The organism is Collimonas arenae (assembly GCF_001584165.1).
GTDB classification, from domain to species: Bacteria; Pseudomonadota; Gammaproteobacteria; order Burkholderiales; family Burkholderiaceae_D; genus Collimonas; species Collimonas arenae.
In genome coordinates this window covers 879,385-892,987 of record NZ_CP013233.1, presented here as the reverse complement: position 1 = coordinate 892,987, position 13,603 = coordinate 879,385, and the positions used below count along the sequence as shown (strand labels likewise).

Below are 13,603 nucleotides of genomic sequence, written 5' to 3'. Positions count from 1 at the left end.
GAGGCGCCGGCGTCACGCCTTCATAAGCTTGTTGGTGATGTGCCGCCATTCGGCGGCGCTGACCGGCGTGATCGAGAGCCGGTTGCCGCGTTGCAGGATACGCATGTCGGCAAGTGGCTCTTGCTCGCGCAATTCAGCCAGGCTAATCAACCTGGTTTTCTTCAGCGCGCGCACATCGACCAGCATCCAGCGCGGCTCTTCGCGATTCGCCTTGGGATCGAAGTACTTACTCTTGTGATCAAATTGGGTATCGTCCGGATAAGGCGTACTGGCCACTTCCGCCAGTCCGGCGATACCGGGCACCGCACAGCCGGAATGATAGAACAGTACGCCATCGCCAACCTGCATCGCATCGCGCATGAAATTGCGCGCTTGATAATTGCGTACGCCATACCAGGCAATCGTTTGCTTGGGCAAGGCCAGCACGTCATCAATGCTGGCGTCGTCCGGCTCGGATTTCATTAGCCAATAATTCATTTCGTCGATCCGCTACGAGGTAGAAAAGAAATACTAGAAATTCCAGAAAATAAAAAAGGCGGTTGCACTTTTGTGCAACCGCCTCTGAATACAGTCCCGCCTGTGCCGCTTTGCCGGCATCCTGAACCAAAGCGATTCAAGTTGGCCGCAGTTAGTTCAACTTCGGGCTCATCGGACTAGCGACGCTCACACCTATCGAACAAAATTCCGCAGCCGTTGCGTATAAATGGTTCAAGGATTTATGGCAATCGCGAACACGGCAGGAGTGATTAGTGTACCCCAAACGATTCCCAAGTCAAATGCTTTTGGCAAAAGTTTTATTGTGCGTCGTTCGCAACCACCCGCAACAAGCCGCGCCCTGGGAGGATGCCGAGTTATTTCAGAACAGCGCCTCCTGGGCCGCCAGCGCTTCGTCAAGAACGTCATGCATGGCTGCGATTTGTTGATTCACCTCGGAAACGGTCAGGTCCGCCAACGGACCGACCGGCGACTTTGTCGCCAATAGCTCCGCAGCAATGCCCAGTGCAGCAATGACTGCGATGCGATCGTTGCCGCGGATTTTTCCGGCGTCGCGAATGCTGCTCATTTTTCCGTCAAGGTATTTTACAGCCTCCTGCAGCGCAGCCTCTTCGCCTTCCTTGCACGACAGCGTGTAGGGTTGGCCCATGATATTGACGCTTAACTGGCTCATGCAACCTCCTGATCTTGCGGCAATGCCGGCATTTTTTCGAGTAAAGCAGCGACGCGCAAGTGCGCTTCGTCGATACGACGCGCCAGTTCTGCATTTTCATCCTGCAATGCGACCGTACGATGACGCAAATCGGCGTTTTCACGCCGCAATGCGTGCGTCAATTCGGCCAGTTGGCGGATTTTTTCTGATAATTGGTGGAAGTCTGAAATCATTTTGTCACTATAGTGTTGCTAAGGAATTTACGTCAATAGATTCGGTCAATGAATATCTCGTCCGGCCATCGGCTAATGCGGCATTCCCAGCCGCTTGAGCGCATACGAGTATGCCAGCGACTGCAATAACGCGATGGTGCTGCCGGCAATCACTTCGCCGACCGCAGCAGTGCATACTGCAATTCCTGATGCAAGCCTTTGCCGCCGATCGCTGCCGACATCAAAATGACAACAGTCGCCGGCCCCAAGCGCCAGTTGCTTGGATAGTTGTGCAACAACATCGCCACCAGCACCGATATTGCCAAAGCAACCAGCATCGATAAAATCCCGGCCCCAGCAGCACCAGCGCCAGGCAGGCGACGACACAGCCGTTCAACGTATTGATGAGCCGTGCCCGAAAGTTCGCCTTGGCCTGGGTGACATCCGGCTCGGTCACAATAATCAACGAGATCATGGCCCAGTACGGCTCATGCAAACCCAGCGCACGCAGTCCGTACCAGGCGATCAACGATCCGGTAAGAATCTTGATCAGATAAACCAGCGCATTTTTCCTGGGACTGATGAATTGAAATTCCATGAAATCGGGAGCCTGTGACGGAGCTTGCATACCGCAAGTAACAATGAATTGCACCGCAGCATAATGCAACATGCAACACGCCGCGGCAGCCATTTTAGCCGAGAACGCGGTTTGCCCGAGATTTCAGTTGCCGACGATATAACAACGCTCGTCGCCGCTAGACTGCTGATTCGTGCAAATGATGCGCGTTGCTATTCTGCATGGATCGCCCTATATTCGTGGCTAACAAGAATCCGGCGCGGTCCCGCAACACGCCGCCCGCCATCGGAGACCACATGCAAAACACGTTATTCGTCATCCGCCTGTCCGCAAGGATGGCCCCACTTTCCATCGCACTGACAACCATGACCAGCATGCCGCTACACGCCGAGAATGCCACACCTCCCTCCCCAGCGCCGTTCGCCTACGTCGGCACGTACAACCCTAACGGTGAAGGGGTGTATCTGTTTCATGTTGATCCTCAATCAGGTGCATTGCAGCGTGTCAAGCTGGTCAGTCAACTGCCGAATGCGGCGCAACTGACCGTGGATGCAACAGGCAAGACCTTGTATGTAGCCAGCGAAATCGCCAATTACAAAGATAGCAAGCACGGCGCCGTGGCAGCTTATGCAGTCGATCGTACGGATGGTTCGCTGACCTTGCTGAGCCAGCAGGATTCGCAAGGCGCGACGCCGGTTTATGTCTCACCGGCGACACAGGGGAAATATCTGTTCACGGCCAACTACGGCAGCGGCTCGGTCGCAGTATTCCCGCTCGGCGCCGACGGCAGCTTGCAAGCTGCCGTAACAACGCAGCAAAGCACAGGTCCAGCCGGCGCGCGCCAGACCGGAGCTGCGGTTGAAGGAAGTTTTGCCGTCAGCGGCCATGATGGTCCGCATGCACACATGATCGCCAGCGACCCAAGCGGCCGCTTTGCCTTTTCCACAGACCTGGGCTTGATCGCATCTATCAATGGCGCTTCGATCCGGCCAACGGCAGTTTGCAACCGAATACACCGGCCTTCATCAATGCCTCGTCGGCCGGCGCCGGACCGCGCCATTTCGCATTTCATCCGAACGGACGATACGTCTACCTGATCAACGAAGAGGCTTCGACCCTGACGCTGTATCACTTCGACCAGGCGGACGGCACCTTGCAGGAAAAACAAAACGTCTCGACGCTGCCGAAAAATTTCAAGGGAACCAGTTTTGCATCGGGGCTAGTCATCAGCGATGATGGCCGCTTCGTGTATGTCGCCAACCGCCTGCACAACAGCATTGCGCAGTTCGCGGTGGGTGCCGAAGGCAAGCTTGAATGGGTGGGGGAAACCTGGACCCGCGGCGATTATCCGCGCACCATAGCGATTGAGCCGCAAGGACGTTTCATGTATGCGTTGAACCAGCGTAGCGACAATATCACCCAGTTCGCGATCGACAAGGCCAGCGGCAAGCTGGAATTCATCGATCGCTATACCGCCGTAGGCAGTCCGTCGCAGATGGTGTTTGCGCGCTGATTGGCCGGCACCGGCTGATCAATCAACTACGTGATTATTTGAGCATGCTGCCGTGCAGCCGCAGCGCCTCAAGCACCAGGCCGTTCAGATCGCTACCGCCCTGCTGCTCGATATGCTGCAGCAATTCGCGTCGCATGCGCGGCTCCCAATTACGTTTAAGGTGATTGGCGAAATCCGACATCGCTTGCGGCCGGTCTGGCATGGTTTCAAAAAAAGAGCCGATCTGGTTCGCCATTGTCACCAGGTGCTGCACATTCATCAGATTGCCCTTTCCAAACGCTGGGAATGGGCATACGCCACATGGCCCGTCTGTCGCACAAAACCCAGCAAAGTCACGTTGGCCTGCTCAGCCAGGCGGATCGCCAGCGCCGTCGGCGCCGATACGGCGACGATAAAGCCGATACCCATCGTCGCCGATTTCTGCACCATTTCATAACTGGCACGGCTGGTGATCAGCACTGCCCCGTTGGCAAAATCATGCTGCGGATTTTTTTGCGCCAGGGCGCCGATCAGCTTGTCGAGAGCATTGTGCCGGCCGACATCTTCGCGCACCACCGAAATACTGCCGTCCGCATGCAACCAGGCAGCGGCATGCGTGGCGCCGGTGACCTGTTGCAATTGCTGCTGCTTGTGCATGGCGGCCATCCCCGCATAAATGGTCGACGCCGAAAACCGCACATTACACACCACCGCCGCCGGTTTGCGCACCGCCTGCTGCAGGGTTTCCGCGCCGCATAAGCCGCAACCGGTACGGCCCGTCAGGTTGCGTCGCTTCTCCTTGAGGGAAACGAAGCGTTCCGTAGCGATCCGCATCTGTACCTGGATACCATCGATGGCTTCGACAATCTCGCAATCGAACAACTCGCTGCGGTCCTGCAGAATGCCTTCCGTCAGCGAAAACCCCAGCGCAAAATCTTCCAGGTTGGCCGGCGTGGCCATCATCACCGCATGCGAGATGCCGTTGTACTCCAGCGCCACAGGCACTTCTTCTGCGACCACATCGCGCCTGCTGCTGACGCCTGCATCGTTCCAACGCTCGACGTCGACATCAACGCTGGTGGTGAATTCTGGTATGACCATATCGCTCATCTCTACTTTCTGCTTCTGCTCTGCGTCGTCACTTGGTCACCGCCGCCTCCGACTGCCCCTGCAATAATTTCAACTGCTGCTCGGTGAAACGGCTGTATTGTGTCTGCCACGCCGACGGCTGGCTGACCGGCATCACTTGCACTGCAGTGACCTTGTATTCCGGACAGTTGGTAGCCCAGTCCGAATTATCGGTGGTAATCACATTGGCGCCCGATTCCGGGAAATGGAAGGTAGTGTAAACCACTCCCGGCTGCACCCGCTCGGTCACAGTTGCGCGCAATACCGTCTGCCCTGCCCGCGATTCGATGCCGACCCAGTCATCGTGCTTGATGCCGCGGTCTTCGGCATCGTGTGGATGAATCTCCAATCGGTCTTCGCTGTGCCACTGCACGTTGTCGGTACGGCGGGTCTGGGCGCCGACATTGTATTGCGACAGGATGCGGCCGGTAGTCAGGATCAGCGGATATCTTTGCGTGACCTTTTCATCGGTAGCGAAATATTGCGTGTTGATGAATTTGCCTTTGCCGCGCACGAACTGGTTGATGTGCATGATCGGCGTGCCCTCCGGCGCGGCGTCATTGCATGGCCACTGCAAGCTGCCCGCCTGTTCCAGCTTGGCGTAACTGACGCCGTGGAAAGTCGGCGTCAACGCTGCGATCTCATCCATGATCTGCGATGGATGCGTGTAGTGCATCGGATAGCCGAGCGCGTTGGATAACGCCACCGTGACTTCCCAATCCGCCTTGCCAGCCTTGGCCGGCATTACCTTGCGCACGCGTGAGATGCGTCGCTCGGCGTTGGTGAAGGTGCCATCCTTTTCCAGAAATGAGGAGCCCGGCAGGAAAACATGCGCGTACTTGGCCGTCTCGTTAAGAAACAGATCCTGCACCACGATACATTCCATCGCCGCCAATGCGGCAGTCACATGCTGCGTGTTTGGATCGGATTGAACAATATCCTCGCCTTCGCAATACAAACCCATGAAGCTGCCGTCCATCGCGGCATCGAACATGTTCGGGATCCTTAAACCAGGTTCAGGGCTCAAGGTGACACCCCACGCTTGCTCAAAATCGCCGCGCACCGTGCTGTCCGAGACATGCCGGTAACCCGGTAGTTCATGCGGGAACGAACCCATGTCGCAGGAGCCCTGCACATTGTTCTGTCCACGCAAAGGATTGACGCCGACGCCTTCGCGGCCAACATTACCAGTGGCCATCGCCAGGTTGGCGATGCCGATCACCATGGTTGAACCTTGCGCATGTTCAGTTACGCCGAGGCCGTAATAGATGGCGCCATTGCCGGCGCTGGCATACAGGCGCGCCGCACCGCGCAATTCTGCCGCGGATACGCCAGTAATCTCGGCCATCATTTCAGGTGAGTTTTCGGGACGCAGCACGAATTCTTTCCAGTCGGCGTACGATTTCTGATCGCAACGCTCTGCAACGAAATCTTCCTTCTGCAAGCCTTCGGACAGGATGACATGCGCCAGTGCAGTGATCAACGCGACGTTGGTGCCAGGCCGCAGCTTCAAGTGATAATCAGCCTGCACATGCGGCGACTTTACCATCTCGGTAGTGCGCGGATCGACCACGATCAGCCTGGCGCCCTGCCGCAGGCGGCGCTTCATTTGCGAGGCGAACACTGGATGTGCAGCCGCCGGATTGGCGCCGATGACCATGATGACATCCGATTTCATCACCGAATCGAAAGTCTGCGTGCCGGCCGACTCACCCAAGGTTTGCTTGAGTCCGTAGCCGGTCGGCGAATGGCAGACACGGGCGCAGGTATCGACGTTGTTGTTACCAAATGCCGCCCGCACCAGTTTCTGCACCAGGTAGGTTTCTTCATTGGTGCAACGTGAAGAAGTAATCCCACCGATGGAATCCTTGCCGTGCTTGGCCTGGATGCGGCGGAATTCACTGGCAGCATACGTCAGCGCTTCGTCCCATGACACTTCGCGCCACGGATCGGTGATTTTGCTGCGGATCATTGGCTTGGTGATGCGATCCTTGTGCGTCGCATAGCCCCAGGCAAAGCGCCCCTTGACGCAAGAATGTCCGTGGTTTGCCTGGCCATCCTTGTGCGGCACCATGCGCACCACTTCGTTGCCCTTCATCTCGACCTTGAACGAACAGCCGACGCCGCAATAGGCGCAGGTGGTGATCTTGCTGTGCTCGGCCTGGCCCAGCATGATGACGGTCTTTTCTGTCAGCGTCGCGGTCGGGCAAGCCTGCACGCAAGCGCCGCAGGAAACGCATTCCGATTCCATGAAGCTATCCATCTGCCCTGCCGATACGCGCGACGCGAAGCCGCGGCCATCGATTGTCAGCGCGAAGGTGCCCTGGGTTTCTTCGCAGGCGCGCACACAACGGTTGCAAACGATGCATTTGGACGGATCGTAAGTGAAGTAAGGATTCGATTCATCCTTCGTCATCTTCAGGTGATTCTCTCCTTCGTAACCGTAGCGCACCTCGCGCAAGCCGGTGACGCCGGCCATATCCTGCAACTCGCAGTTGCCGTTGGTCGGACAAGTCAGGCAATCGAGCGGGTGATCGGAGATATACAGCTCCATCACCCCACGGCGAATATCGGCCAGTTTTGGCGTCTGCGTGCGCACCTTCATGCCGGGTTCGCATGGCGTGGTGCAAGAGGCTGGATACCCCTTTCTGCCGTCGATCTCCACCAGGCACAAGCGGCAGGAACCGAACGGTTCGAGGCTGTCCGTCGCGCAAAGCTTGGGAACATTGATCCCTGCTTCCACTGCGGCACGCATGACAGATGTTCCGACGGCGACTTCGACCTGGACGCCATCAATGTCGAGCGAAATCATTTTTTCGGACTGCTTGGCGGGAGTGCCGTAGTCGAGTTCATTAAGCTGGTTCATCACATACTCCTGGTTCCGAGGGAACGTGGGTTAGCTGCGTTGATTGTTTCGTCTGGTCCGATATCAGGCGGCCCGATCGGCCGCGCCATCACCAAAATCTTCCGGAAAATGATCGAGTGCCGACAACACCGGCAATGGCGTCATGCTGCCCATCGCACACAGGGAACCGTTGATCATGGTGTCGCACAGGTCGCGTAACAAATGGATTTGCTGTACCTGCCCGGCAACGATCTTGTCGATCACTTCGACGCCGCGCGTCGAGCCGATCCGGCAAGGCGTGCACTTGCCGCACGATTCGATCGCGCAAAAGTGCATCGCGTAGCGGGCCTGGCTAGCCATATCGACGCTGTCGTCGAACACCACAATACCACCGTGGCCAAGCATGCCGCCGACAGCGGCCATGGCTTCATAATCGAGTTTGGTGTCCAACAACGATTCCGGCAGGTACGGCCCCAACGGCCCGCCCACCTGTACCGCGCGTATCGGCCTGCCGCTGACAGTGCCGCCACCAAAATCCAACAACAGCTCGCGCAAGGTCACGCCAAACGCTTTCTCGACCAAACCGCCATATTTGATATTGCCGGCCAGTTGCATCGGCAAGGTGCCCAGCGAACGGCCCATGCCGTAATTCTTGTAGAACGCAGCGCCGCGCGCCAGGATGATCGGCACCGAGGCCAGCGAGATCACATTGTTGATCACTGTCGGTTTTCCGAACAATCCTTCGATCGCCGGCAACGGCGGCTTGGCGCGCACCACACCGCGTTTTCCTTCCAGACTTTCGAGCAGCGCAGTTTCCTCACCGCAGATGTATGCGCCCGCACCTTTGCGCACTTCCAGATGGAAGCTGTGACCGGAGCCGAGGATGTTCTCACCCAGATACTGGCGGCGGTTTGCCGTGCTGACCGCCTGATCCAGCGCCGCAATTGCATGCGGATATTCCGAGCGAACGTAGATATAACCTTGGGTAGCACCAACCGCCAGCGCCGCAATCGTCATGCCTTCGATCAGCATGAACGGATCGTCTTCCATCACCATGCGATCAGAGAAGGTGCCGGAATCGCCTTCATCGGCATTGCAGACGATGTACTTTTGCGCGGCACTGGTGGCAGCTACTGTCTTCCATTTGATGCCGGTCGGGAAAGCCGCACCGCCGCGCCCACGCAGGCCGGAGTCAAGCACTTCCTGCACGATCTCAGCGCCAGCCATGGCCAACGCGCGCTGCAAGCCGGCGTAGCCTTCGTGCGCGAGATAATCATCGAGCGACAGAGGGTCCGTGACGCCGACACGCGCGAAGGTCAGGCGCTCCTGCTTTTTAAGATATGGAATTTCTGCGACCAGGCCCAACGCCAGCCGATGTGCGCCACCGCCCAGAAAACCCGCATCGAACAATCCGGCGACATCTTCCGGCTCAACCGGGCCGTATCCGATGCGTCCAGCGGCCGTCGCAACTTCGACCAGCGGCTCCAGCCAGAACATGCCGCGCGAACCGTTGCGTACCAGCTTGATCGGCTGGCTGCGCTTTTCCGCTTCGGCGACGATTGCGGCCACCACCTCATTGGCGCCCAGCGCCAGTGCAGTCGAGTCGCGCGGGACATAAATCGTGATGGCGCCAACGGCGGCGTCCACTGAGCTGGCGGCGTTCATCGCGCACCTCGCTTGGCTTGCACCAGCCGATTGAATTTTTCACTGCTGACGCGCGCGTGCAAATCATCGTCGATCTGCATGTTGGGACCGCTGGCGCACAGCCCCAGGCAATACACCGGTTCCAATGTGAACTGGCCGTCGCTGCTGGTACCGTGAAAATCGCAACCCAGCGCCGCTTTGGCATGCGCCGCCAATACTTCCGAGCCAACCGCCTGGCAGGCTTCGGCGCGACAAATCTGGACGATGTGCCGTCCTGCGGGTTGCTGGCGAAAATGATGATAGAAGCTGATCACGCCATGGACTTCGGCACGCGACAAATTCAGTTCGTCGGCGATCAGAGGCACCGCAGAGGCTGGGACATATCCGATCGCGTCCTGGATAGCATGCAGGACCGGCAGCATGGCGCCAGGCAGCGTTTTGTATTGTTGGATGATCGATCTGACCAGATCGAGGTCGACAGCTTGCTCCGGTATTACTTTTGGAACTTGCGAATGTTGCACGGCTTGCATCTTCACGACAGTCTCCTACCAGTATTCTTCGGTGTTGCAAAAAATGTCTAGCGTCTGCTTTTTCTCGTTATTTTTTTGTTCTTTGTCTTCTACTTGGCCATCTTGATAACCGTAGGGTGAACAAATCTTCCGGCCCACCCTACGTGTCAAACACTGTCCGCGATTATTTGAACAGCACTGCCGATTTCTGCAACGTGATCGCAATCCCCCAAACCAGCGGAATAATGACTGCTGCCCACGATACCCACAATACCAGTGGATTGCCGCCGCTGCCGATGCGCGCCATGTCTTCTGCCGACACGGTGACATCCGGATTGGCGGAAGCTTGCTCATGTGCCAATTTCTTTTCACGCGCCAGTTCTTCCGGCGTCATGAAATGCTTTTCGGCGATCGGCTTGATCATCAGGTTGCACAGCAGGCCAACCACCAGCATGCCGGCCAGGATGTACATCGTGGTGTTATAGACCGATTCACGCGGCATGCCGAGCGAAATCTGATATTCCCGCATGTAGTTCACCACCACCGGTCCGAGGATGCCCGCCGTGGCCCACGCGGTCAGCAGACGGCCGTGGATCGCACCAACCATCTGAGTGCCGAACAGGTCTGCCAGATACGCTGGAACAGTTGCAAAGCCGCCACCATACATCGACAGGATCAGGCAGACCGCCGCCACGAACAGGGCCACGCTGCCGGAAGCGCCGGACCAAGGGAGGCTGACATACAACACGAAGCCAAGCACGAAAAACACCACGTAAGTCATCTTACGGCCGATGTAGTCGGAACAGGAAGCCCAGACAAAGCGGCCGCCGATATTGAACAGGCTGATCAGGCCGGTAAAGCCGGCGGCAATCGCTGCAATGGCGCCCTTTTGTTCCAGCGACAGTTCGGTGAATTTTGTGCTGACGCCGAGTAGATGGCCGCCGAATACTTCCTGCAGCATCGGCGAAGCCATGCCGATCACGCCGATGCCGGCCGAAACGTTCAGGCACAGTACCAGCCACACCAGCCAGAACTGCGGAATGCCCCAGACCTTGCTGACGTGCACGTGGTGCTGAGTGATCATCGCGTTGCCGTTAGTTGCCGGCGGTGTCCAGCCTGCTGGCTTCCAGCCGCTTGGCGGAATCCGGTAACCGAAAGCACCGGCCATCATGAACACGAAATAAATCAGGGCCATGACGACAAAGGTCTGCCAGACGCCAACCGAGACATCGGATGCGAAATGCTTCATCAACTTGTCCGCCAGCGGGCTGCCGATCAGCGCACCGCCACCGAAGCCCATGATCGCCATGCCGGTCGCCATGCCGCGCCGATCAGGAAACCATTTGATCAGGGTCGAGACCGGCGAGATGTAGCCTAGGCCAAGACCAATGCCGCCAATCAGGCCGGAACCTATCCACATCAGCCAGATCTGGTGGTGATATACGCCCAATGCTGAAATCAGCAAGCCGCCGCACCAGCACAGCGCAGCCACAAAGCCGGCTTTGCGCGGGCCAACGTGTTCCAGCCAACCGCCCCAGATCGCGGCGGAGGTACCCAGAAGCACGAAGAACATCGTGTAGATCCAGCCAAGCATCGAAATCTTCCAGTCGCAAGTGCTTGCGAAAATTTCGGCAAAGAAACTCATATCCTTGGAGCAAGCCAGCGACTCCTTGATCCCGATCGCTTTCGATAACGGCAACCAGAACACCGAAAAGCCGTAAGCCATGCCGATACACAAGTGAATTGCCAACGCCGCCGGCGGCACCAGCCAGCGATTAAATCCTGGCCCCGCAATGGTGCGCTCTTTGTCTAAAAACCCCATCTTCCCCCCCGGAAATAAAAAGTCTTATATGTACCATATGTAATAGATTACATATAGTTTTATGTGCGAAATATTCCTTATATCCCTAATTTTCCTCTAATAATTAGAAAAATATCACTACCCTCCACCTGACTCAATAGGCTATATTTTGCATATATGTATAAAGTAAAGATCAAGCCGCATTGGGAAATCTCGCGCGACGGCAATGCGCCGCTGGATACTGCTGTGCTGCTGGCCTTGCTGACCGCGATCCAGGAAACCGGCTCGATCGCCAACGCCGCGAGGCAGATCGGCAGTTCATACCGGCACGCCTGGGGCATCCTGCGCGATGCCGAGAAGATGTTCGGCCATGCGTTGATCCAGACCGGGCGTGGGCGCGGCAGCCATTTGATGCCGCTGGCGGAGAAGCTGATCTGGGCCGATCTGCGCGTTGCAGCGCGCTTGTCCCCCACCCTGGAAAGCCTGGCGTCGGAACTGGAAGGCGAGTTGAGCAAAGCGGTGTCCGGGCAACCACAGGTAATCCGCCTGAATGCCAGCCACGGCTTTGCGGTGGCGGCGTTGCTGAACCAGCTGAACGAAAGGCATTTGCCGGTCGAGCTGCGCTATCGCAACAGCGCCGATGCAGTTGCTGCGCTGTCGCACCACGAATGCGACCTGGCCGGGTTTCATGTGCCGCTGGGCGAGTTCGAAGCCGCCGCGGCTGCCAGCTACAGCCATTGGCTGGATAAGCACAAACATTGCCTGATCCACCTGGCGGTGCGTAACCAGGGCTTGATGGTCGCGCCAAGCAATCCGAAACAGATCCGCAGCCTGCACGACCTGGTCCGCCCCGGCGTGCAATTCGTCAATCGCCAGACCGGCTCTGGCACCCGCATGTTGCTGGAACTGATGCTGGCCAAGGAAGAGTTGTCACCGAGCGCGATCGACGGCTTCGAGAGCGCCGAATTCACCCATTCCGCGATCGCCGCCTTCATTGCCAGCGGCATGGCCGATGTCGGCTTCGGCGTACAAACCGCAGCCGAACGCTTTGGCCTAGACTTCATCCCACTGATCCGCGAGCGCTATTTCTTCGCCGTGTCGGCCGATGCCATGAAAGATCCGCTGATGCAGCAAGTAATCGGCATCCTGCAGTCCGAGACATTCCGCGACATCGTCAACCAGCTGGCCGGCTACGACGGCAGCGCCACTGGCGATATCCTATCGCTGTCAAAGGCATTCAAGGGTCTGTACTAGGGTCGGCGCCGCTCCCAGATGTCGTTTTAGCATCAATCAATTTATATAAATCATTGTCATTTGCTTGGATGAATCTAAAATAGCGGCTTGCTCCAAACGCTATTATCAAAAAGATAACCTCATTCAAAGCCGACGTCTTTGCCGACAAGATAGAGGAATGGAGCATCCGACCGATCCGATGCAGAATTTTTTGGAGATACTCAATGAAGCGATTTTTCAATCTTGGCCTGTGCGCACTCTCCGCTGCGCTGTTGCTGACAGCTTGCGGCAAGCAAGAACCGAAAACGGCAGCAGCCCCGGAACAGACCGTTTACCTGGTCGGTGCCGAAGCCACGTTTGCACCGTTCGAGTATCAGAATGAACAGAAGGAAATCGTCGGCTTCGACGTTGACGTCATGAACGCGATCGCCGACAAGGGCGGTTTCAAGATCAAGTTCGTCAACACACCGTTCGAGGGCATCTTCAACTTCCTGGCCCAGGGCGACCGCGACCTGCTGGCGTCTGCCATCACCATCACCGACGAGCGCAAACAGACCGTCGATTTCTCCGAGCCCTATTTCGAAGCCAACCAGTTGATCGTGGTGCCGAAGGATTCCAAGGTCACCAAGTTCGCAGACCTGAAGAATATGAAGGTCGGCGTGCAAAGCGCCACTACCGGCGACGATATCGTGCAGAAGGAGTTAGGCAAGAGCAACCCTAACATCAAACGCCTGGAATCGGCGACGCTGGTGATGAAGGAACTGGAAGGCGGCGGCGTCGAGGCAGTGGTGTCCGACAACGGCGTCATCAAGAACTACATCAAGAACAATCCCTCCGAAGGGTTCCGCTTCATCTCCGATCCGGCCTTCCCGAAAGAGTACTACGGTATTGCCGTGAAGAAGGGCAACGCCGAATTGCTGGCCAAGGTGAACAAGGGACTGGCGGCAATCAAGGCTGACGGCAGCTATGACAAGATCTACGCCAAGTATTTTGCCGACACGTCCAAATAAGCCGG

Annotated in this window: 11 protein-coding genes, 1 other RNA gene and 2 pseudogenes; 3 read left to right on the top strand and 11 right to left on the bottom strand. The window is 57.2% G+C overall.

Going from position 1 to position 13,603, the window contains the following annotated elements:
- Positions 1–12 precede the first annotated feature (12 nt).
- From CAter10_RS21770 to CAter10_RS04150, 5 genes and pseudogenes are all read right to left on the bottom strand, one after another.
- A complete protein-coding gene (locus CAter10_RS21770; RefSeq protein WP_061536995.1) occupies positions 13–477 on the bottom strand; it encodes an EVE domain-containing protein in 465 nt (154 codons plus the stop codon).
- A gap of 89 nt (positions 478–566) precedes the next feature.
- A non-coding RNA gene (gene ssrS / locus CAter10_RS04165) (6S RNA) lies at positions 567–746 on the bottom strand.
- A 110-nt stretch (positions 747–856) separates the two neighbouring features.
- On the bottom strand, positions 857–1,168 hold the full coding sequence (locus CAter10_RS04160) for a cell division protein ZapA (RefSeq protein ID WP_061532407.1): 312 nt from the start codon (positions 1,166–1,168) through the stop codon (positions 857–859).
- A complete protein-coding gene (locus tag CAter10_RS04155; RefSeq protein ID WP_061532406.1) occupies positions 1,165–1,380 on the bottom strand; it encodes a calponin homology domain-containing protein in 216 nt (71 codons plus the stop codon). The genes CAter10_RS04160 and CAter10_RS04155 overlap by 4 nt, the downstream gene beginning before the upstream one ends.
- Before the next feature lie 72 nt (positions 1,381–1,452).
- A pseudogene (locus tag CAter10_RS04150) lies at positions 1,453–1,957 on the bottom strand (FUSC family protein).
- 200 nt (positions 1,958–2,157) lie between these two features.
- Between CAter10_RS04150 and CAter10_RS24480 the strand changes: the two are divergent.
- Positions 2,158–3,449 (top strand): annotated as a pseudogene (locus CAter10_RS24480) (lactonase family protein).
- Between the two features lie 34 nt (positions 3,450–3,483).
- Here CAter10_RS24480 and CAter10_RS04140 read toward each other — a convergent pair.
- The 6 genes from CAter10_RS04140 to CAter10_RS04115 all read right to left on the bottom strand — a co-directional run bounded on the left by CAter10_RS04140 (position 3,484) and on the right by CAter10_RS04115 (position 11,376).
- Positions 3,484–3,708, bottom strand: a complete 225-nt coding sequence (locus CAter10_RS04140; RefSeq protein WP_061532405.1) for a formate dehydrogenase subunit delta — start codon at positions 3,706–3,708, stop codon at positions 3,484–3,486.
- The gene (gene fdhD, locus CAter10_RS04135) at positions 3,708–4,538 is read right to left on the bottom strand and encodes a formate dehydrogenase accessory sulfurtransferase FdhD (RefSeq protein WP_061532404.1); all 831 of its coding nucleotides are present in this window, start codon (positions 4,536–4,538) and stop codon (positions 3,708–3,710) included. The genes CAter10_RS04140 and fdhD overlap by 1 nt, the downstream gene beginning before the upstream one ends.
- Positions 4,539–4,566: 28 nt before the next feature.
- The gene (gene fdhF / locus CAter10_RS04130) at positions 4,567–7,422 is read right to left on the bottom strand and encodes a formate dehydrogenase subunit alpha (RefSeq protein WP_061532403.1); all 2,856 of its coding nucleotides are present in this window, start codon (positions 7,420–7,422) and stop codon (positions 4,567–4,569) included.
- 63 nt (positions 7,423–7,485) lie between these two features.
- Positions 7,486–9,066 carry a formate dehydrogenase beta subunit gene (locus CAter10_RS04125; RefSeq protein WP_061532402.1) on the bottom strand — a complete coding sequence of 527 codons (1,581 nt, stop codon included), beginning with the start codon at positions 9,064–9,066 and terminating at the stop codon, positions 7,486–7,488.
- Positions 9,063–9,575, bottom strand: a complete 513-nt coding sequence (locus CAter10_RS04120) for a formate dehydrogenase subunit gamma (protein WP_061532401.1) — start codon at positions 9,573–9,575, stop codon at positions 9,063–9,065. Before CAter10_RS04120 ends, CAter10_RS04125 begins: the two co-directional genes overlap by 4 nt.
- A gap of 163 nt (positions 9,576–9,738) precedes the next feature.
- A complete protein-coding gene (locus tag CAter10_RS04115) occupies positions 9,739–11,376 on the bottom strand; it encodes an OFA family MFS transporter (protein WP_061532400.1) in 1,638 nt (545 codons plus the stop codon).
- A gap of 156 nt (positions 11,377–11,532) precedes the next feature.
- Between CAter10_RS04115 and CAter10_RS04110 the strand changes: the two genes are divergently transcribed.
- Together CAter10_RS04110 and CAter10_RS04105 are read left to right on the top strand one after the other, a co-directional pair.
- Positions 11,533–12,609: a substrate-binding domain-containing protein gene (locus CAter10_RS04110; protein WP_061532399.1), complete on the top strand. Its 1,077-nt coding sequence runs from the start codon at positions 11,533–11,535 to the stop codon at positions 12,607–12,609.
- Between the two features lie 203 nt (positions 12,610–12,812).
- Positions 12,813–13,598, top strand: a complete 786-nt coding sequence (locus CAter10_RS04105; RefSeq protein ID WP_061532398.1) for a basic amino acid ABC transporter substrate-binding protein — start codon at positions 12,813–12,815, stop codon at positions 13,596–13,598.
- The last annotated feature ends 5 nt before the right edge of the window (positions 13,599–13,603 follow it).